Here is a 19,106-nt window from a genome sequence, read left to right on the forward strand (position 1 = left end):
CGAAAAGGACCCCCCTGTGAACTTCAAGCGCACCGGCAGCATCGTCGCGATCGCCGCGGTCGGAACCATGCTCCTCGCGTCCTGCGCCAGCAACGAAGGCGGCGCTTCGCCCTCGGGCGACGCATCGGCCAGCGACCTCTCCGGCTCCATCTCGGGCATCGGCGCCTCGTCGCAGCAGGCTGCGCAGGAGGCCTGGGTCGCGGGCTTCCAGACCGCCAACCCCGACGTCACGATCAACTACGACCCTCAGGGTTCGGGTGGCGGCCGTGAGAGCTTCATCTCGGGCGCCGCGGACTTCGCCGGCTCCGACCGTGCGTTCAAGACCGACGAGATCTCGTCGAGCACCTTCGCCGGCTGCACGCCCGACACCGGCATCGTCGAACTGCCCGCCTACGTCTCGCCCATCGCGGTCGTCTTCAACCTCGACGGCGTGAAGGAGCTCAACCTCACGCCCGCCACCCTCGCCGGCATCTTCAGCGGCAAGATCACCACCTGGGACGCCTCCGAGATCAAGGCCGACAACCCCGACGCCGACCTGCCCAGCACTGGCATCACGGCCGTCCACCGCTCGGACGACTCGGGCACCACCGAGAACTTCACCGACTACCTGCACGCCACGGCGGGCGACACCTGGACCGAAGAGGCCGACGGCACCTGGCCGACCGCGTTCGGCGGCGAGGGCGCCTCGGGCACCACCGGCGTGATCGACGCCGTCACCAACGGCACCGGCACCATCGGCTACGCCGACGCCTCGCGCGCCGGTGACCTCGGCGTCGCCAAGGTCAAGGTCGGCGACGACTTCGTCGGCTACTCGGCCGAGGCCGCAGCCGCCATCGTCGACGAGTCGCCCGAAGAAGAGGGTCGCACCGACGGCGACATCGCCATCAAGCTCGACCGCACCTCGAGCGCCGCAGGCGTCTACCCGATCGTCCTGGTCAGCTACCTGATCGCCTGCGAGTCCTACGAGGACGCCGCCAAGGGCGAGCTCGTGAAGGCGTACCTCTCGTACGTCACCAGCGAGGACGGCCAGAAGGTCGCGGCCGACGCCGCCGGTTCGGCCCCGATCTCGAGCACCCTCTCGGGTCAGGTCGCCGACGCCATCGCGCTCATCAAGTAACACGGCACCACCCCGGGGGCCCGGGAACGCACCGCGTGCGTTCCCGGGCCGTCGGCCTGACAGGCACCACCAGCACAAGCACCAGCACAAGCACCAGCACCAGCACCCGTGTTCGTCCCCGAACCCCACCCGAGCCTCCGGAGGACCCCGTCCGATGACCGCCCCCGCCACGACCTCGGCCCCCGCCGTCGTCCCGAAGCCCAAGCGACGTCCTGCCGACCGGATCTTCTCGGGCAGCACGGTCGTCGCCGGTGGTCTCATCCTCGCGATCCTCGCGGCCGTCGCGCTCTTCCTCATCGTGCAGAGCATCCCGGCCCTCACGGCCGCTCCCGAGGACGTCTCGCTCTCGGGTTACCCCGGTTCGTTCTGGGAGTACGTCGGACCGCTGGCGTTCGGCACGGTCTACGCCGCCGCGCTCGCCCTGCTGATGGCCCTCCCCGTCGCCATCGGCATCGCCCTCTTCATCTCGCACTACGCCCCCCGCAAGCTCGCCCAGGGGCTCGGCTACGTGATCGACCTCCTGGCCGCCGTGCCGTCGGTCGTCTTCGGCCTGTGGGGCAGCATCGTGCTCGCCCCCGCGATCCAGCCCTTCTACGACTGGCTGGTCAGCACGTTCGGCTGGTTCCCGCTCTTCGCCGGCCCGGTCTCGGGCACCGGTCGCACCCTCTTGACCGCCTCGATCGTGCTCGCCGTGATGATCCTGCCGATCATCACCGCCCTGAGTCGTGAGGTCTTCCTCCAGACGCCGGTACTGCACGAAGAGGCCGCCCTGGCCCTCGGCGCCACCCGCTGGGAGATGATCCAGATCGCCGTGCTGCCGTTCGGTCGCCCCGGAGTCATCTCGTCCGCGATGCTCGGCCTCGGTCGTGCCCTGGGCGAGACCATGGCGGTGGCGCTCGTGCTCTCGCCGGCCCTCGTCGTCAACCCCGCGATCCTGACGTCGACGAACTCCTCGACCATCGCGGCGAACATCGCCCTCCGGTTCCCCGAGGCGCACGACATCGGCATCAACACCCTCATCGCGACCGGCCTCGTGCTGTTCGTCATCACCCTGATCGTCAACTCGATCGCCCGCTACGTCATCAACCGCCGCAAGGCCTTCTCGGGAGCGAACTGATGGCCACCACCACCGCCGGCGTGCGCCGGTCCACCCGCACGGTCAACGCCCTCACGACGGGGCGCCTGCCCAAGGCCGCGCCCCTCGTCATCCTGCTCGGCAGCTGGGTCATAATGGGCGTCGTCTTCGCCCTCCTGAACGCGGCGGGCGTCACCGATTCCTTCAACTGGGTCGGGGCGATCATCCTCGGCACCGTGCTCTACGCCGTGCTCGTCTTCGTCGTCGCGATGCAGATCGAGGGCATCCGCCGTGCGAAGGACCGCGTCGTCACGACCGCCGTCAGTGCGGCGTTCATCATCGCGCTGGTTCCGCTGGTCTCCTTGCTCTTCACCGTCGTCACGTCGGGCTCCAACCGGTTCGACGCCGACTTCTTCGCGATGTCGATGCGCAACGTCGTCGGAGCCGGCGGCGGTGGTCTGCACGCCATCACCGGCACCCTGCTGATCACGGCGCTGGCCGCCGTCATCTCGGTGCCGATCGGCCTGCTGACCGCCATCTACCTCGTCGAGTACGGTCAGGGCCGCCTGGCCCGCGCCATCACGTTCTTCGTCGACGTCATGACGGGCATCCCCTCGATCGTCGCCGGCCTGTTCGCCTACGCCCTGTTCGTGATCTTCTTCGGCGAAGGGGTCCGCATGGGCGCGGCCGGCTCCGTGGCCCTCGCCGTCCTGATGATCCCCGTGGTGGTGCGCAGCACGGAAGAGATGCTGAAGCTCGTGCCGAACGAGTTGCGAGAAGCGGCCTACGCCCTCGGCGTCCCGAAGTGGCTGACCATCGTCAAGGTGGTCATCCCCACCTCGGTCGCGGGCATCACGACCGGCGTCATGCTGGCCATCGCGCGCATCATCGGCGAGACCGCTCCGCTCTTGATCACGGCCGGCTTCACCGCGAGCATGAACTACAACCTCTTCGACGGTCGCATGCAGTCGCTGCCGGTGTTCGCCTACAGCTCGTACGTCAGCCAGGGCACCGACGCGGCGGCCTTCATCGACCGGGCCTGGACCTCCGCCCTCACCCTGATCCTGATGGTCATGGCGCTGAACCTGCTGGCCCGCCTGATCGCCCGCGTGTTCGCCCCCAAGCTCGGCCGCTGATTCGGCCGCCCCGACCCACACCCCGTCCCGGCTCCCGCCCGGCTCCCACCCCGAAGGAATCACCGTGTCCAAGCGCATCGAGGTCAACGACCTCAACGTCTACTACAGCAAGTTCAAGGCTGTCGAAGACGTCAACATCACCATCGAGCCCCGCACGGTCACCGCGTTCATCGGCCCGTCCGGCTGTGGCAAGTCGACCTTCCTGCGCACGCTGAACCGCATGCACGAGGTCATCCCCGGTGCCTACGTCGAGGGCGAGGTGCTGATCGACGGCAACGACCTCTACAGCCCCGGCGTCGACCCCGTCCTGGTCCGTCGACAGGTCGGCATGGTGTTCCAGCGCCCCAACCCGTTCCCGACGATGAGCATCCGCGACAACGTGCTCGCGGGCGTCAAGCTCAACAACCGCCGCATGTCGAAGAGCGACCAGGACGGCCTCGTCGAGTCGTCGCTGCAGGGCGCGAACCTCTGGAACGAGGTCAAGGACCGCCTCGACAAGCCCGGCTCGGGCCTCTCGGGTGGTCAGCAGCAGCGCCTCTGCATCGCGCGGGCCATCGCGGTCTCCCCCGACGTCGTGCTGATGGACGAGCCCTGCTCGGCCCTCGACCCGATCTCGACGCTCGCCATCGAGGACCTCATCGAGGAGCTCAAGCAGCAGTACACGATCGTCATCGTGACCCACAACATGCAGCAGGCCAGCCGCGTCAGCGACAAGACCGCGTTCTTCAACATCGCCGGCACCGGCAAGCCAGGCAAGCTCATCGAGTACGACGACACCGCGAAGATGTTCTCGAACCCGAGCGTGCAGGCCACGGAAGACTACGTGTCGGGACGCTTCGGCTGATCGGCGCCGCGCCTCCTCGGGGTGAGGCGCACCCACTCGCCGCGTGTCCGTGAGGGGCACACCAGAAGAGGCGGTCCACCACGTGGTGGACCGCCTCTTCTGGCGTGGCGACGGGTCAGGCGCTGGGGATGGCGACGACCGGGTCGCTGGTCGGCGAGGACGAGCCTCCCGCCGGCTCGACCGTGATGCCGATCGTGTCGCCCGCGTTCATCTCACCCTTGAGCAGGTGCGTGGCCGGGGCGCTCGACGAGGCGTCGAAGGTGCCCGCGGGGACGGCGCCGTCATCGTTGATGTACCAGAGCTCGTAGGTCTGGTCACCGGGCAGCGAGGTCATCCCGTCGACGACGACGGCAGAGCGACCGAGCTCGTCCGACCAGATGAGCGTCGCCTTGCCACCGGTGCTGACGTCGGCCACCGAGCGCTGGAAGTCGCTCGCGGCGTAGATCTCGTCGATGCCCGAGGCCTGCTGTTCTTGCTGCTGGCCGGACTGACCGAGACCCTCGACGAGGGCTCCACCGCCGAAGAAGAGCGCGGCGGCCGCGGCGGCCGCCCCGAGGACGGCGACGGGGCGCGTGAACCAACGACGGTGCGCGGCTCCGGTCGGCGTGAGGACGCGAGCACCCTCGGATTCGCTCGGCTCCATCTCGGGGGCGGGGGTGCGCTCGACGCGACGTGCGTGGTCGTCGTCACCCGCGCCTCCTGCGGTCGTCGCGATGTCGTGGTCTGCCGTGGGGCTCGTCGGGGCCGCCGTCGCCGTGAGCGGCGCGAGCTGCGGCGTCGACGCGATGAGGTCGAGCACGCTTGCGCGGAGCCCGGCCGACGGGGTGACGGGCCGGGCCGCGTGAGCGAGCAACAATGCGGTCTCTCTCAATTCGGCCACCTCCGTCCTGGTGTCGTCGTGCTGGTCTGATGTGTCGTCGAGGAGTGCCTCGAACGCGTGTCGTTCGTCGTCGCTCAGTGCGTTGAGCACGTAGGCGCCGGACAGGTTGTCGGTGTCGGTTCTCGTGGTGCCCGCGTCGTCCGCGTGGCGGCCGTGCGTGGGCTCGTCGTGGTCGGTCACGAAGCCACCCCCATCTCGTCGCGCAGACGGATCATGCCGTCGCGCAGTCTGGTCTTGACCGTGCCGATCGGCACGTCCAACAGTTTCGCGACCTCGCTGTGGCTGAGGCCGCCGTAGTAGGCGAGCTTCACCGCCTGCCGTTGCAGTTCGGTGAGGCGTCCGAGGGCCCGCTCGACCCGCTCGTGCTCGATGCGGATCTCGACGGACTCGGTGACCGAGTCGAAGTCGGTCTCGAGGTCGCGCACGCCGATCTTGAGGTCGCGATCGCGGCCGGCCTGGGAGGCGCGGATGCGGTCGACGGCTCGTCGGTGCGCCATCGTGAGCATCCAGCTGGCGGCGCTACCCCGGGTGGAGTCGAAGCGCGTGGCGTTCTGCCAGATCTCGAGGAAGACCTCTTGGGCCACCTCTTCGGACTGGGCGTGGTCTTTCAGGAGGCGCTTGATCAGACCCAGCACGCGGGGCGCCGTCTGGTCGTACAGCTCGGCGAAAGCGGCCTGATCACCCTGCGCGACCCGCGGCAACAACATGTCGGGGGTCGACGGAGCAGGCCCGCTCTCGGGTGTCTCTGTCTCTCGGGTCACGAGTTCGAGCATGTCAGGGTTCACCTCCGGTCGCACTGTTCGTCGGGTCGTGGGTCACGATCCGGGGCGGATCGTGATGTGGTGCGGTGTTCGTGGTGCGGTGTGTTCGTGGTGCGGACGGGACTCCCTGCGATGCGTCCGTCTGGGATGGCGTTCAGGCCCGGTGCATCGCAGGGAGACCAGCCCGCCGACGCCCGAAACCAAGGGAGGACGGGTGTCGGCGGGGGATCGTGGATCCCTCACGTCAATGATTCGGCACGGGGGGCCCGCCGGATTGGGTGAACATCCCGGCGCGCTCGTGGTGCCCGGCCGGACCCCGGGTGTCGAACCCGACAGGGGCGGACCGACAGCCGTCCAGGGGCCGACGGGTTCGCCCCGACGCGTCGCTCACCGTCACTCAGCGATCGCCAGACGCCGTCGCCTGCTCCCGACGTACCCGAGCCGACGAGCCGAGGAGGCGCGGTGCCGGCGGAAAGGAGGCCGACGGTCGGTCGTCACGTCGGCTCTCGACCGAGGACCCACCTCGGGAGGAAGAGGCGCCGGACCGCAGAAACGCCTCTCGGCGCGAGGCCGCTCGAAGCGGCTAAATTTGGAGCCCGGGGTTACTGCGGCCCGACAGGGAAGACTTTACCCGCCTCGGGCCGAGCGGTCCGCCGAGTTCGCGTCGTGCGAACGCGAGGCGGGTCCGCGCGTGTCGAGCGGGGGGCGGTCGCCGGTCGGCGGTCGGCGCTCGGCCGTGCCGCCCTCCTCAGCGCGGCGCAGGCCCGCCCGCGCGGCGCTGGCCCCGGCGCTCAGTCGAGGCTGTCGTCGCGCCACAGGTGGGCGCAGGCGACGAGGTCGACCCCGAGCTCGCTGAAGCGCAGAGCGCGACGGGTGAGTTCGCCCGCGCGGTCGGACCCGACGGCGTCCTGGTCGTCGGCGACCGAGGTGGCGCCGGCGGCGGCGAGGCGGCAGAACGCGGCACCCCGCTCGAGGGCGATGGCGAAGTCCCCGACGAAGACCCCGCGGAGGATCAGGTCGGCGAGTTCGAGGATCTCTTCCGGGCTGGCCGGAGCGGGCGCACCCGCGACGACCGGGTCGATCGTGGTGGCGACCTCGACCCCGCGCTCGAAGAGCTGGGTGACCTCGACCGGGTTCTGCCGGATGACGGCCCGCACGAGGTAGATGCGCCAGAGGGCGCCGGGAAGGCTGTGGGGACTGGCCCGGGCCCAGAGTTCGGCGACCGCGTCGATGCCGTGCTGGTCGGTGAAGGTGACGAGCCGGTCGAGGATCTCGGGGCTCGGGTCGTGCTTGACGCGCGCGACGAGGGCCGAGGCCGACTCGTGGGCGACGCGGTTCATCGTCGCGGGGTCGTCTCCGCCCTGGAAGGCTTCGAACTCGGACCCCGAGAACTGGGTCGGGCGGTGGAATGGTCTCGGCACCGGACCCACGATAGGCGCGACCACCGACACCGAGCCGGGCGTTCGCCCACGGCATCACCGCCTGCACCGGGCGCACCCGTCGACACCGAGGAGGCGCGGGTGGGCCTGGCGGCCAGGAGGCGCGGCATCCCGTAAAGTGGACGCGCACGGGCCTCTAGCTCAGTTGGTAGAGCATCGGACTTTTAATCCGCGGGTCGTGGGTTCGAGCCCCACGGGGCCCACCTGTACGCGTCGCGTCGCCACGTCGCTCCGTCGTCGTCGTCGCCCGTCACGGACGACCGCCTTCCGACCAGGAAGGTGGGGCCGACGTCGCACCCGAATGCGGCGGCCCCACCACGAGAGACCGAACCCGAATCCTGTCCCCCGATTTCAGGTGGGTCCCACCCACCTGGCATGCGCAGAACATACGCCTTGTCCGCCTCCGCGTCTCGACGAGTCTGTTGAGGGCGAGAGAAAGCGCCCCTCCGGTTCGGGCCGGGAGGGGCGCTCGGCCTCCTCGCGACACGTGTCGGGCAAGCCGACGCGGTCGTTACGGGGTACGCCAGGGTTACGGGACCCTGGGGAGACAGCATTCGACGTTACGCGCCCGGCATCGTGACGGTCTCAGGTTCGCGTTTTCTGGACATCGACCCTCGAGCGAGCCGCGACGAACCGCCACGAACCGCCACGTCACCGTCATGAGCCGGACGCCCGGTACCGCACGCCCCACGTGCCCGTCCACGTCTCGCCCGGCTCGAGCCAGCGCAGGCCCTCGCCCGAGGCCAGCGCGTTGGCCGGTGCCGTCATCGGTTCGGCGGCGACGGCCAGCCCCTCGACCCCGTCCCGGGGGAAGTTGCGGGGCGTGAACACCTGCACGTACTCGAACGACGGGTCTTGCCAGAGCTCGGTCGCCGAGCCGTCGGGGGCCGTGAAGGTCGTCGTGCGGATGCCGTCGGCGTCGGGCTCGACGTCGCGGTAACCCGTGTCGAGGTCGAGGTCGCCCAGGCGAGGGCCCTGCGACAGGTCGAACTCGGTGCCGGCCACCGGCACCGTCCCGACCGGGATGCTCGCCTCGTCGGTCTCGTAGCGCGTCGAGGCCGCCAGCGTGACGGTCAGCGTCGCCGGATCGTGGTCGCCCACACGGAAGAACGGGTGCGACCCGACGGCGAACGGGGCCCGGTCCGGGCCGACGTTCGTGATCGTGTGCGTCACCACCATGCCGTCCGGGACGAGCTCGTGCCGCACGCTCGTGTCGAGCTCGAACGGATAGCCGTGCTGGGGGAACACCGTCGCTCCGAGCGTCACGGCGTGGGGCTCGCGGCCGACCACCTGGTAGGCCGTGTACCGCAGCAGCCCGTGGCTGGCGTTGCCCTTGGACGGCTCGGTCAGGTCGAGCTGCTGCTCGCGGCCGTCGAGCGTCCATCGGCCGCGCGCGACCCGGTTCGGCCAGGGCACGAGGGTGATGCCGCAGGCGGACGGCGGCACCTCGTCGGCACCGAACGTCTCGGTCAGGGCGATGCCGTCGACGGCCAGCGCGCGGATGCCCGCCGCCACCTGCGTGACCACACCCGTGACGCGGTGCCCGTCGTGCTCGAGGGCGAGGTCGTACTGTTCTCCGGTCGGGCTGCTCGTCGTCATCGTTCCAGTCTCGCTCTCGGGTGTCGGTGGCGTCCGGGATCGCTCGAGGCCCCGCGACGGGGGCCCGGGCTCAGGGACGCGAGGGGGCAGGATCGCGAGGAGGCGCGTCGACCTCGCCCGCGCCTCCTGCGGTGACGACGGCGAGGCCGGCTCGACGCAGCTCGGCGACGGGCGCCTCGTCGGCCCCCGCCGTGATGAGGGCCTCGAAGGTGTCGAGCGGACCGATGACGCCGAGGTGGGCCTCGCCGAGCTTGCTGCCGTCGGCGACGATGTACGACCGGCGGGCGGTCTGGGTCATGAGGCGCTTGAGGTCGGTCTCGGGCAGGTTGACGTTCGTCACCCCGTGGAGGGCGTGGACGCCGGTGCAGCCGATGAACGCCAGGTCGGCCGTGACGCTCGCGAACACGCTCGTCGCCAGCGGGTTGACCAGAGAGTGCTGCAACGGCCGCAGGGTGCCGCCGGACACGATCACCGTGAACCGGGGCACGGCCTGCTCGAGCGCCAGCGCGATGGTGAGGCCGTTCGTCACGACCACGACGCCCTCGAGGTCGTGCCGTTCGAGCAGGGCCAGGGCGATCTGGGTGGTGGTCGTGCCGACGTCGAGCACGACGCAGTCGCCCGACCGCACGAGCGACGCGGCCTCGACCCCGATGGCCCGCTTGGCCTCGGTCGAGACCGAGCTCTCTTCTTCGAACGGTCGCTCGGCCGGGCGGTCGACGGACAGCGCCCCGCCGTGCACGCGCGAGAGCAGGCCGTCGGCCGCCAGGCTCTCGAGGTCGGTGCGGATCGTCACCTCGGACAGCCGGAACTCGCGTGCAAGCTCGGCCGTGCGGACGAAGCCGCGACGCCCGACGAGGTCGGCGATGCGGTCGCGGCGCCGCTCGCCCGGCAGCGCCGCGGGCTGCGGCACCGGGGGCGGGGTCGAGTTGCCGTTCACCCGGCTAGTTTCGTATGCTTTCACGTACTTTCGCAACTGCAAATCGTGGTCGCGAGTGCCCCGAACTGAAGGAGGCGCGATGTCGTCCATCACGAAACGCGCGACGGTCCTGTCCGACGGTCGCGAACTCATCTACTTCGACGACGCCGACACCACGCTCACGGCCGAGCGACGCGTCGACGCGCGCACGCTCGATCCGCGGCCCGACACGGCGACCATGCGTCAGGACGTCCTCACCGGCGAGTGGGTCTCGATCGCCGCGTCGCGGCAGAACCGCGTGTTCCTGCCCCCGGCCGAGCTCGACCCGTTGGCGCCGGCCAGCGAGACCAACCCGTCCGAGATCCCCGACGTCTACGACGTCGCCGTGTTCGAGAACCGCTCGCCGTCGTTCGGGCCGCTGCTCGAGAGCGACGACGCTCCCGAGGGCCTCGACGACCTGACCCGCATCGGCCTCGAACGCACCCTGCGCAGCGTCGGCCGGTGCGAGGTCGTCTGCTTCAGCCCCGAGACCCACGGGTCGTTCGCCGACCTGAGCGAGTCACGCGCCCGCACCGTGGTCGAGGCCTGGGCCGACCGCACGGCCGCCCTGTCGGCGCTGCCCGGCATCCAGCAGGTGTTCCCCTTCGAGAACCGCGGCCAGGCCATCGGCGTCACCCTGCACCACCCGCACGGTCAGATCTACGCCTACCCCTACGTCACGCCGCGCACCATGCGGCTGCTCGACAGCATCGAGACCTACGGGCCGACCCTCTTCGCCGATCTGCTCGACCGCGAACGCTCCGGCCCCCGCGTCGTCCTCGCGGGCGAGCACTTCACGGCCTTCGTCCCGTTCGCCGCGCGATGGCCCATCGAGATCCACCTGCTGCCACACCGTCACGCCCCCGACTTCGCGGCGCTGACCGACGACGAACGCGACGAGCTCGCGGTCATGTACCGGCGCCTCCTGCGGGGTGTCGACGCCCTGTACGACGACCCGACGCCCTACATCGCCGCCTGGCACCAGGCCCCCGTCGGCGTCGGACGCGACACCGTGCGCCTGATGCTGCAGATCACCTCGCCTCGCCGGGCCGAGAGCAAGTTGAAGTTCCTGGCAGGCTCCGAGGCGGCGATGGGAGCCTGGGTGGGCGACCTCGTCCCCGAGGTGCAGGCCGACCGAATCCGAGAGGCGATCGAGCGATCATGACCGACACCACCACTCCCCAGGGCTTCCGCGAGGTCTTCGACACCGAGGTCGCCGGACGCTGGTCCGCCCCGGGCCGCGTGAACCTCATCGGCGAGCACACCGACTACAACGACGGCTTCGTGCTGCCCTTCGCCATCGACCGACGCACCACCGTCACCGTCGGTCGGCGCGACGACCGCCTGCTGCGCGTGGCGTCGTCGTTCGAGGGCGGCGTGCACGAGGTGTCGCTCGACGACCTCGACCCGGCATCGATGTCGGGGTGGTCGGCGTACGCCCTCGGCATCGCCTGGGCGTTGTCGGTCGCACACGACCGCGCCGACTCACCCTCGTTCGCGGCCGCCGGGGGCGACCTGTCGACCATCGACCTGTCGGGCGTCCCCGGCCTCGACCTGTTCGTCGAATCCGAGGTGCCGGTCGGCGCGGGGCTCTCGTCGTCCGCGGCACTCGAGTGCTCGGTGGCCGTGGCCTTCGCCGAGCTCTGGTCGCTGGACGTCAACCGCTCGGCCCTGGCCGCGGTCGGGCAACTCGCCGAGAACGAGGTCGTCGGCGCACCGACGGGCATCATGGACCAGTCCGCGTCGCTGCTGGGCGAAGCCGACTCGGGCGTGTTCCTCGACTGCCGCAGCCTCGACGCCGACGTCGTCGACCTCGGCTTCGCCGCCGCCGGCCTCGAGGTGCTCGTCGTCGACACGCACGTCGAGCACGCCCACGCCACCGGCGGCTACGTCGAGCGCCGCGCGTCGTGCGAGAAGGGTGCCGCCGCCCTCGGCGTCGACTCCCTGCGCGACCTCGACGCCGACGACCTCGGTCGGGCCGAAGAGCTGCTCGACGACGAGACCTTCCGTCGCGTCCGTCACGTCGTCACCGAGAACCAGCGCGTACTCGACACCGTCCGCACGCTGCGCACCGACGGCCCGCAGGCGATCGGCCATCTGCTCGACGCCTCGCACGTGTCGATGCGCGACGACTTCGAGATCTCGGTCCCCGAGTTGGACCTCGCCGTCGCCACCGCCCAGGCGACCGGTGCCGTGGGTGCCCGCATGACGGGTGGCGGTTTCGGCGGGTCGGCCATCGCGCTCGTCCCCACGGAGGCCCGCTCCGACGTCGAGGCCGCGATCGTCGCCGCCTTCGCCGAGGCCGGCTACACGGCTCCGACCGTCTTCACGGTGCACGCCGCCGAGGGCGCCCGCCGCGACGCCTGACGCCGGGCTGCCCTGCCACGGGCGCAGCGCCACGGCGTGGGTGCTGCGCCACGAGATGGGCATCGCGCCACGAGTTGGGCATCGCACCACGAGATGAGCACAGCGCCAGGGGAAAACCTGGTGCTGTGACCATCTTCTGGCGTGGTGGGGGCGGCGGCAGTGCTCCCCGCCACGAGGTCAATACGCCGCCACGTCATTGCGTGGCGGCGTGTCGAGTCCGTGGCGGGATGAGGGCACGACCCCGACGCAGCGCCACGAGATGGGCACCGCACCACGAGATGAGCACAGCGCCAGGGGAAAACCTGGCGCTGTGCTCATCTCCTGGCGTGGTGCGGGCAGCGGCAGCACGCCCCGCGGGCCCTGGCGTCAGGGACGCTCGGCGGCCTCGACCACGTTCTTCAGCAGCATGGCCCGGGTCATCGGCCCGACCCCACCCGGCACGGGCGACTGGAAGCCCGCGACCGCGGCGACGGCCGGGTCGACGTCTCCGCGCAGCTTGTACTTGCCCGTCTCCTCGTTCTGCACGCGGGTGATGCCCACGTCGATCACGGCGGCCCCGGGCTTCACCCAGTCCGGCTTGACCAGCCCCGCGACGCCCGCGGCGGCCACGACGATGTCGGCCCGGCGCACCTCGGCGGCGACGTCGACCGTCCGGGAGTGCGTCAGCGTCGCCGTCGCCTCGAGGCGGGTCAACAGCAGCCCGAGCGGCCGCCCGACCGTCAGCCCCTGGCCGATGATCGTGACGTGCGTCCCCGCGATCGGGATGTCGTAGGCGTGCAGCATCTCGACGATGCCGCGCGGCGTGCAGGGCAGGGGCGTGTCGATCGACCCCTTGCCGCCGGGCACGGCCAGCACGAGCTCGCCGAGGTTGACCGGGTGCAGGCCGTCGGCGTCCTTGGCCGGGTCCATGAGCTCGAGCATCGCCGTCGGGTCGATGCCGGCGGGCAACGGCAACTGGATGATGAACGCCGTGACCGCGGGGTCGGCGTTCATCGTCTCGATCGCCCGACGGATCTCGTCCTCGGTCGCCGTGTCGGGCAGGTCGATGCGGATCGACTCGATGCCGACCTCGGCGCAGTCACGGTGCTTGCCCGCGACGTAGGACAGCGAACCGGGGTTCGCCCCGACCAGGATCGTCCCGAGTCCCGGTGCGATGCCCCGGGCCTTGAGGGCGTCCACCCGGAGGCGCAGGTCGTCCTTGACGGCGGCGGCCAGAGCCGTGCCGTCGATCTTCACGGCGGACGAGTCGTCGCCGGGGACGAAACGGGCACGCTCGACGCCCACCGCACCCCGTGACGAGGCCTCGACCCCGACGCCCGCCGGAGTCCCGGCCGCGACGTCAGCGCTCACGCGTAGAGCGGGAACGCGTCGGTCAGCGCCTTGACGCGGGCCGCGAGGGCCTCGACGTCGGGCGAGGGCATCAGCGTGAGCGCGATGATGTCGGCGACCTCGGCGAACTCGTCATCCGAGAAGCCACGGGTGGCGAGGGCCGACGTGCCGATGCGCACGCCCGAGGTGACCATCGGCGGGCGGGGGTCCCACGGCACCGAGTTGCGGTTCACCGTGATGCCGACGTCGTGCAGCAGGTTCTCGGCCTGCTTGCCGTCGACCTCGCTGGCGCGGAGGTCGACGAGCACCAGGTGAACGTCGGTGCCACCGGTCAGCACGTCGACCCCGGCGGCCTTGGCGTCGTCGGCCGTCAGACGGGCCGCGAGGGCCTGGGCACCGCGGATGGTGCGCTCTTGACGGTCCTTGAACTCGGGCTCGGCGGCGAGCTTGAACGCCGTCGCCTTGGCGGCGATGACGTGCATCAGGGGCCCGCCCTGCTGGCCCGGGAACACGGCCGAGTTGAGCTTCTTGAACAGCGGCTCGTGGTTCGAGAGGATCACGCCCGAGCGGGGACCCGCGAGGGTCTTGTGCACCGTCGACGAGACCACGTGCGCGTGCGGCAGGGGCGACGGGTGCAGGCCCGCGGCGACGAGGCCGGCGAAGTGCGCCATGTCGACCCAGAGGTAGGCGCCCACCTCGTCGGCGATGGCGCGGAAGGCCGCGAAGTCGAGCTGACGGGGGTAGGCCGACCAGCCGGCGATGATGACCTTGGGCTGGTGCTCGATCGCCTGGCGACGGACGACGTCCATGTCGATCAGGTAGGTCTCGGGGTCGACCTCGTAGGCCACGGCCTTGTACATCTTGCCCGAGAAGTTGAGCTTCATGCCGTGGGTCAGGTGGCCGCCGTGCGACAGCTCGAGACCGAGGATCGTGTCGCCGATGTCGGCGATCGCGGCGAGCACGGCGGCGTTCGCCTGGGCACCCGAGTGCGGCTGGACGTTGGCGAACTCGGCGCCGAACAGCGACTTGGCGCGCTCGATGGCGAGGTTCTCGGCGACGTCGACGAACTCGCAACCGCCGTAGTAGCGACGACCCGGGTAGCCCTCGGCGTACTTGTTCGTCAGCACCGAACCCTGCGACTCGAGCACGGCACGCGGCACGAAGTTCTCGGAGGCGATCATCTCGAGGTAGTCGCGCTGGCGCCCCAGCTCTTGCTCGAGGACGGCGGCGATCTCGGGGTCGACGACCGAGAGCGGCTGGTTGAAGGTCGACGGCTGGCGATCGGTCGACTCGGCGGACGAGGCGGCGGTCTGGGCGCTGGTCTGGTCGGAGATGGTCACGGAGGACTCCTTGGCACACGGGACGGACGGAGGTCGGATGTCGTGGCCCAGGCGTACGGCCACGCACGTGTGTCAGTCGCTCCCCGATGGTGACCATCTGAACGCCAGTCGCGACCCGCACAGCATAACAAGACGACCCCTGACGGGGAACCCGCTCGGCGACCGTGTGACACCCTGGACGGGTGAGCCCCACCCTCGACGACACCCGCACGGGAACGGAGGCCGACCAGCGCCTCCTGACCTCGCCCGACACCCCCTGGGTGACGCTCGTCTGGGACGACCCGGTCAACCTGATGACCTACGTCACGCACGTCTTCGAGACCTACTTCGGCTTCGGCCGGGCCGAGGCGAAGCGCCTGATGATGCGGGTCCACACCGAGGGTCGTGCGGTCGTCGCCACGGGCAACCGCGAAGAGATGGAGCGGCACGTCGAGGCGATGCACGACTACGGCCTGTGGGCGACCCTCTCGAAGGAGGACGAGGCGTGACGCTGGTGCCGTTCGTCCGCCCCCGGGGCGGCGACGAGATCCGCGTGCGGCTCGACGCCGACGAGCGGGGCCTGCTCACCGACCTGGTGGGTCAACTGCTGTCGCTGCTCGAGAACGGTGACGAGGGCGATCCGGCCCTGGCGCGCCTCCTGCCGGCGGCGTACCGCGACGACGCCGAGGCGGCCGCCGAGTTCCGGCGGTTCACGGCCGACGACCTGACCCGGCGCAAGGTCGAGAACGGCCGGGCGGTGCTGGCGACGCTCGGCGAAGCGGGGTCGACGCTCGACCGTGCCGCCCAGCAGTCGTGGCTGCGCACCCTCAACGACCTTCGCCTGACCCTCGGCGAGCGCCTGGGGGTCACGGGTGACGGCCTCCCCGAGGGTGGTGACCGACAGCTGCAGGCGATGGGCCACGTCTTCGACTGGCTGGGCTACCTGCAGGAGGCGCTGCTGCGGTCCCTGCCCAAGGGCTGACCCAGCGCCCGAACCCGGCACCACGCGCCCGGCGCCCCAGTCCGGCGCCACGCGCCCGGCGCCCCGCAGGGCGAGGGCCGCGACCCGGCGATCGGCAGACCCGTGTGGCGAGGACTAGCGGTTCTCCTTCGGGAACACGACCCAGAGCACGAGGTACACGAGCACCTGGGGCCCGGGGAGGATGATCGACAGCACGAAGATCAGGCGCACCAGGAAGGCGCTGATGCCGAAGCGGTTCGCGAGGGCGGCGCAGACTCCGGCGATGATCTTGCCGCGGCGGGGACGAGTGAGGGAGGCCATGCCCCCGAGCATGCCAGCCCCGCCTGGAGGGCGCCAGGGCCGCCTCGCGGGCCGGCGCCCGGTACGCGAGAATGGCCGGATGAGCGCTTCACTCGTGGCCAAGGGCCTGGCCGGCGGCCACGGGCACCGCACCCTCTTCGACGACCTCGACCTGACCGTCGCCCCGGGTGACGTCGTGGGGGTGGTGGGCGTGAACGGGGCCGGCAAGTCGACGTTGCTGCGCCTCCTGGCGGGGGTCGACGAGCCGCAGGCCGGCACGGTCACCCTCAACCCCGGCGACGCCTTCGTCGGCTGGCTGCCGCAGGAGCACGAGCGCGTGCCCGGAGAGACCGTCGCCGACTACATCGGCCGCCGCACGGGCAGCACGCAGGCCACCGCCGAGATGGACGCCGCCGCCGCCGCCCTCGGCGACCCCGACCCGGCGCCCCGAGCCGACGGCCTCGAACCCGCCGACGTCTACTCGACCGCCCTCGACCGGTGGCTCGCCAGCGGCGCCGCCGACCTCGACGACCGCCTGCCGCAGGTGCTCGCCGACCTCGGCCTCGACCGTGACGGCGACGGAGCCGTCGGCCCCGACAGCCCGATGACCGGCCTCAGCGGAGGCCAGGCCGCCCGCGTCGGCCTCGCCGCCCTGCTGCTCAGCCGCTTCGACGTCGCGCTGCTCGACGAGCCCACGAACGACCTCGACCTCGACGGCCTCGAACGACTCGAGCGCTTCGTGCAGGGGCAGCGGGGCGGCATCGTCCTCGTCAGCCACGACCGCGAGTTCCTCGCCCGATGCGTGACGAAGGTGCTCGAGCTCGACCTCGCGCAGTCGTCGAACCGCGTCTTCGGCGGCGGCTACGACGCCTACCTCGACGAGCGCGAGACGGCCCGCCGTCACGCCCGCGAGGCCTACGACGAGTTCGCCGAGAAGAAGGCCGACCTCGTCGGCCGCGCCCGCACCCAGCGCGAGTGGTCGAGCCAGGGCGTCCGCAACGCGATGAAGAAGGCCCCCGACAACGACAAGATCCGTCGCAAGGCCTCGGCCGAGTCGAGCGAGAAGCAGGCCCAGAAGGTCCGCCAGATGGAGAGCCGCATCGCCCGCCTCGACGAGGTCGACGAGCCCCGCAAAGAGTGGCAGCTCGAGTTCACGATCGGGGCCGCACCCCGGTCGAGCTCGGTCGTCTCGACCCTCAGCGGTGCGGTGTTCCGCCAGGGCGACCCCGCGACGGGCGAGTTCGTGCTCGGTCCGGTGTCGCTGCAGGTGGACGGCGGCGACCGCATCGGCATCACCGGCCCGAACGGCGCCGGCAAGTCGACCCTGCTGCGTGGCCTGCTCGGCCGCCAGGCCCCCAGCGAAGGAGGCGCGAGTCGCGGAGCCAGCATCGCCGTCGGCGAGATCGACCAGGCCAGGGCACTCCTGGCCGGCGACGTGCCGTTGGCCGACGCGTTCGAGGCGCTCGTGCCGGACTGGCCCCAGGCCGAGGTGCGGACGCTGCTCGCCAAGTTCGGGCTCAAGGCCGACCACGTCTCGCGTCCGGTCGACGAGCTCTCGCCCGGCGAGCGCACCCGTGCCGGCCTCGCCCTGCTGCAGGCCCGAGGCGTCAACGTGCTCGTGCTCGACGAACCCACGAACCACCTCGACCTCGCCGCCATCGAGCAGCTCGAGCAGGCCCTCGAGTCGTACGACGGCACGCTGCTGCTCGTCACGCACGACCGGCGCATGCTCGAGACGGTCCGGCTCGATCGCCACTGGAGGGTCGAGGGCGGCACCGTCACCGAGTCGTGAGGGAGCCGACGCCGTCGCCGGTGAACGACCCCCGCGCCCCTCGACTACCGTCGTCGTCATGACCCGAACCACCCGACTGGTCGCGGTCGCCGCTGCCCTCGCCCTGCTCACGGGCTGCACGGCGGGCCCGACCGCCCCGAGCGAGCCCACGGGCGGCGCCTCCGCGGACGGGACCTCCTCTCCCCAGCCGACCCGCGCCTCCTCGGAGCTCGCCGACTGGGCGACCGCCCTCGACGCCCGCGACGACTACTCCGCCCGCTGGGTCGCCGTCGGCGACTCGATCTCCGAGGGCATGGGCGCCTCGACCGTGGACTCCCGGTGGATCGACCTGACACTCGACGGCCTGCGCGAGCGCTACCCGACCGACGACGTGCCGGGCGGGGTCGGCTACCGGCCGGCCGCGTTCGCCGTCGCTCCCCCGGCCTCGACCTGGGCCCGCTGGGCCTCGAGCAGCGAGGGGTCGGTGTCGGCGTCGTCCCGCACCGCCGACCTCGGCTACCGCGCGGTCACCCTCGGTGCCGGCGCGACCACCACGTACCCCTTCACGGGCACCGACCTCGACCTCTGGTGGTCGAGCGGACGCGGCACCTTCGACTACGCCGTCGACGGCGGCGAGGCGATCGAGGTCGACACCCGCGACTCCATGGCCACCAGCGGGATCACGTCGGTGACCGGGCTCGACGCGGGCGCGCACACCGTGACGATCCACGCGCAGACGCCGGTCGACCTCGAGGGCCTCACCGCCTTCGACGGCGATCGCGACCGCGGCATCACCCTCTTCGACTCGTCCCGCTCCGGCGCCACGGCCCGGACGTTCACGGCCGACCTGCCCGGGTTCCTCGACTCGATCGCCGCGACCAAGCCCGACCTGGTCACGATCACGCTCGGCGCCAACGACGCGTTCAGCCGCACGCCCGACCAGTTCGAGGACGACTACCGCACCCTGATCGACGGCCTGCAGAGCCTCGACGACCCGCCGTCGGTCCTGCTCATGGGCGAGTTCGTGCCGGGCACGAACCTCACCGAGGGGCTGGCCGGCGATGCCGCCGAGTACGACGCCGTCGTGCAGCGCCTCGCGGCCGAGACCGGCAGCGCCTACGTCGACCTCGCCGACGCCCTGCCCGCCGACGGGGTCGCCTCGCTGCTCTCGGCCGACGGCGTGCACCCGAACGACGCCGGCCAACGCGTCATCGCCGACTTCGTGCTCGAGAAGCTCAGCGTCGACTGAGCGA

At 71.2% G+C, this 19,106-nt stretch carries 18 protein-coding genes, 1 tRNA gene and 1 riboswitch; of the genes, 11 read left to right on the forward strand and 8 right to left on the reverse strand.

Going from position 1 to position 19,106, the window contains the following annotated elements:
* Window positions 1-16: 16 nt before the first annotated feature.
* The 4 genes from EDF21_RS09575 to pstB all read left to right on the forward strand — a co-directional run bounded on the left by EDF21_RS09575 (window position 17) and on the right by pstB (window position 4,172).
* Entirely contained in the window at window positions 17-1,117 is a 1,101-nt protein-coding gene (locus EDF21_RS09575; RefSeq protein WP_369700715.1) for a phosphate ABC transporter substrate-binding protein PstS, read from the forward strand.
* Window positions 1,118-1,271: 154 nt separating this feature from the next.
* Window positions 1,272-2,234, forward strand: coding sequence for a phosphate ABC transporter permease subunit PstC (pstC, locus tag EDF21_RS09580; protein WP_056043239.1), 963 nt, complete (start codon window positions 1,272-1,274; stop codon window positions 2,232-2,234).
* The gene (pstA, locus tag EDF21_RS09585; RefSeq protein ID WP_123571209.1) at window positions 2,234-3,328 is read left to right on the forward strand and encodes a phosphate ABC transporter permease PstA; all 1,095 of its coding nucleotides are present in this window, start codon (window positions 2,234-2,236) and stop codon (window positions 3,326-3,328) included. The genes pstC and pstA overlap by 1 nt, the downstream gene beginning before the upstream one ends.
* A 64-nt stretch (window positions 3,329-3,392) precedes the next feature.
* Window positions 3,393-4,172, forward strand: a complete 780-nt coding sequence (gene pstB, locus EDF21_RS09590; protein ID WP_043597259.1) for a phosphate ABC transporter ATP-binding protein PstB — start codon at window positions 3,393-3,395, stop codon at window positions 4,170-4,172.
* A 115-nt stretch (window positions 4,173-4,287) separates the two neighbouring features.
* Here pstB and EDF21_RS09595 read toward each other — a convergent pair whose 3' ends face one another.
* The 3 genes from EDF21_RS09595 to EDF21_RS09610 form a co-directional block, all read right to left on the reverse strand.
* Entirely contained in the window at window positions 4,288-5,232 is a 945-nt protein-coding gene (locus tag EDF21_RS09595) for an anti-sigma factor domain-containing protein (protein ID WP_056043248.1), read from the reverse strand.
* Window positions 5,229-5,825, reverse strand: coding sequence for a sigma-70 family RNA polymerase sigma factor (locus EDF21_RS09600; protein ID WP_056043251.1), 597 nt, complete (start codon window positions 5,823-5,825; stop codon window positions 5,229-5,231). Before EDF21_RS09600 ends, EDF21_RS09595 begins: the two co-directional genes overlap by 4 nt.
* Window positions 5,826-6,604: 779 nt before the next feature.
* Window positions 6,605-7,234, reverse strand: coding sequence for a hypothetical protein (locus EDF21_RS09610; RefSeq protein ID WP_055977451.1), 630 nt, complete (start codon window positions 7,232-7,234; stop codon window positions 6,605-6,607).
* A 148-nt stretch (window positions 7,235-7,382) separates the two neighbouring features.
* On the opposite strand from EDF21_RS09610, the gene EDF21_RS09615 reads away from it, so the two are divergent.
* A tRNA-Lys gene (locus EDF21_RS09615) sits at window positions 7,383-7,455 on the forward strand.
* A gap of 454 nt (window positions 7,456-7,909) precedes the next feature.
* On the opposite strand, the gene EDF21_RS09620 is transcribed toward EDF21_RS09615, so the two are convergent.
* Both EDF21_RS09620 and EDF21_RS09625 read right to left on the reverse strand, forming a co-directional pair.
* On the reverse strand, window positions 7,910-8,851 hold the full coding sequence (locus EDF21_RS09620) for an aldose 1-epimerase family protein (protein ID WP_056043257.1): 942 nt from the start codon (window positions 8,849-8,851) through the stop codon (window positions 7,910-7,912).
* 70 nt (window positions 8,852-8,921) lie between these two features.
* The gene (locus tag EDF21_RS09625; protein WP_233568449.1) at window positions 8,922-9,788 is read right to left on the reverse strand and encodes a DeoR/GlpR family DNA-binding transcription regulator; all 867 of its coding nucleotides are present in this window, start codon (window positions 9,786-9,788) and stop codon (window positions 8,922-8,924) included.
* Window positions 9,789-9,867: 79 nt separating this feature from the next.
* Between EDF21_RS09625 and galT the strand changes: the two genes are divergently transcribed.
* Window positions 9,868-10,971 (forward strand): galactose-1-phosphate uridylyltransferase, encoded by a 1,104-nt coding sequence (gene galT / locus EDF21_RS09630; RefSeq protein WP_123571463.1) that lies wholly within the window; start codon window positions 9,868-9,870, stop codon window positions 10,969-10,971.
* Complete coding sequence (gene galK / locus EDF21_RS09635; RefSeq protein WP_123571210.1) at window positions 10,968-12,173, forward strand: galactokinase; 1,206 nt, start codon at window positions 10,968-10,970, stop codon at window positions 12,171-12,173. The genes galT and galK overlap by 4 nt, the downstream gene beginning before the upstream one ends.
* A gap of 366 nt (window positions 12,174-12,539) precedes the next feature.
* On the opposite strand, the gene EDF21_RS09640 is transcribed toward galK, so the two are convergent.
* Both EDF21_RS09640 and glyA read right to left on the reverse strand, forming a co-directional pair.
* Window positions 12,540-13,457 carry a bifunctional methylenetetrahydrofolate dehydrogenase/methenyltetrahydrofolate cyclohydrolase gene (locus EDF21_RS09640; protein WP_056044483.1) on the reverse strand — a complete coding sequence of 306 codons (918 nt, stop codon included), beginning with the start codon at window positions 13,455-13,457 and terminating at the stop codon, window positions 12,540-12,542.
* A 62-nt stretch (window positions 13,458-13,519) separates the two neighbouring features.
* Window positions 13,520-14,836: a serine hydroxymethyltransferase gene (gene glyA / locus EDF21_RS09645; protein WP_082460133.1), complete on the reverse strand. Its 1,317-nt coding sequence runs from the start codon at window positions 14,834-14,836 to the stop codon at window positions 13,520-13,522.
* Window positions 14,837-14,880: 44 nt separating this feature from the next.
* A riboswitch (ZMP/ZTP riboswitch) is annotated at window positions 14,881-14,964 on the reverse strand.
* Window positions 14,965-15,024: 60 nt separating this feature from the next.
* Between glyA and clpS the strand changes: the two genes are divergently transcribed.
* Window positions 15,025-15,330 carry an ATP-dependent Clp protease adapter ClpS gene (gene clpS / locus EDF21_RS09650; RefSeq protein WP_123571211.1) on the forward strand — a complete coding sequence of 102 codons (306 nt, stop codon included), beginning with the start codon at window positions 15,025-15,027 and terminating at the stop codon, window positions 15,328-15,330.
* Window positions 15,327-15,803, forward strand: coding sequence for a DUF2017 domain-containing protein (locus EDF21_RS09655; RefSeq protein WP_233568450.1), 477 nt, complete (start codon window positions 15,327-15,329; stop codon window positions 15,801-15,803). The genes clpS and EDF21_RS09655 overlap by 4 nt, the downstream gene beginning before the upstream one ends.
* Window positions 15,804-15,917: 114 nt before the next feature.
* Here EDF21_RS09655 and EDF21_RS09660 read toward each other — a convergent pair whose 3' ends face one another.
* Complete coding sequence (locus EDF21_RS09660) at window positions 15,918-16,103, reverse strand: PspC domain-containing protein (RefSeq protein WP_054147120.1); 186 nt, start codon at window positions 16,101-16,103, stop codon at window positions 15,918-15,920.
* Window positions 16,104-16,182: 79 nt separating this feature from the next.
* Between EDF21_RS09660 and EDF21_RS09665 the strand changes: the two genes are divergently transcribed.
* Together EDF21_RS09665 and EDF21_RS09670 are read left to right on the forward strand one after the other, a co-directional pair.
* Window positions 16,183-17,874 (forward strand): ABC-F family ATP-binding cassette domain-containing protein, encoded by a 1,692-nt coding sequence (locus tag EDF21_RS09665; RefSeq protein WP_123571212.1) that lies wholly within the window; start codon window positions 16,183-16,185, stop codon window positions 17,872-17,874.
* Window positions 17,875-17,932: 58 nt separating this feature from the next.
* On the forward strand, window positions 17,933-19,102 hold the full coding sequence (locus EDF21_RS09670; protein ID WP_123571213.1) for an SGNH/GDSL hydrolase family protein: 1,170 nt from the start codon (window positions 17,933-17,935) through the stop codon (window positions 19,100-19,102).
* Window positions 19,103-19,106: the final 4 nt, after the last annotated feature.

The sequence above is a fragment of the Frigoribacterium sp. PhB118 genome, assembly GCF_003751725.1.
GTDB lineage: Bacteria > Actinomycetota > Actinomycetes > Actinomycetales > Microbacteriaceae > Frigoribacterium.

Excerpts from the sequence above, each read along its gene's own strand:
- galT (WP_123571463.1), top strand. The coding sequence starts at position 9,868 with ATGTCGTCCATCACGAAACGCGCGACGGTCCTGTCCGACGGTCGCGAA.
- EDF21_RS09600 (WP_056043251.1), bottom strand. The coding sequence starts at position 5,825 with ATGCTCGAACTCGTGACCCGAGAGACAGAGACACCCGAGAGCGGGCCT.
- pstC (WP_056043239.1), top strand. The coding sequence starts at position 1,272 with ATGACCGCCCCCGCCACGACCTCGGCCCCCGCCGTCGTCCCGAAGCCC.
- EDF21_RS09620 (WP_056043257.1), bottom strand. The coding sequence starts at position 8,851 with ATGACGACGAGCAGCCCGACCGGAGAACAGTACGACCTCGCCCTCGAG.
- EDF21_RS09670 (WP_123571213.1), top strand. The coding sequence starts at position 17,933 with ATGACCCGAACCACCCGACTGGTCGCGGTCGCCGCTGCCCTCGCCCTG.
- EDF21_RS09660 (WP_054147120.1), bottom strand. The coding sequence starts at position 16,103 with ATGGCCTCCCTCACTCGTCCCCGCCGCGGCAAGATCATCGCCGGAGTC.
- pstA (WP_123571209.1), top strand. The coding sequence starts at position 2,234 with ATGGCCACCACCACCGCCGGCGTGCGCCGGTCCACCCGCACGGTCAAC.
- EDF21_RS09665 (WP_123571212.1), top strand. The coding sequence starts at position 16,183 with ATGAGCGCTTCACTCGTGGCCAAGGGCCTGGCCGGCGGCCACGGGCAC.
- galK (WP_123571210.1), top strand. The coding sequence starts at position 10,968 with ATGACCGACACCACCACTCCCCAGGGCTTCCGCGAGGTCTTCGACACC.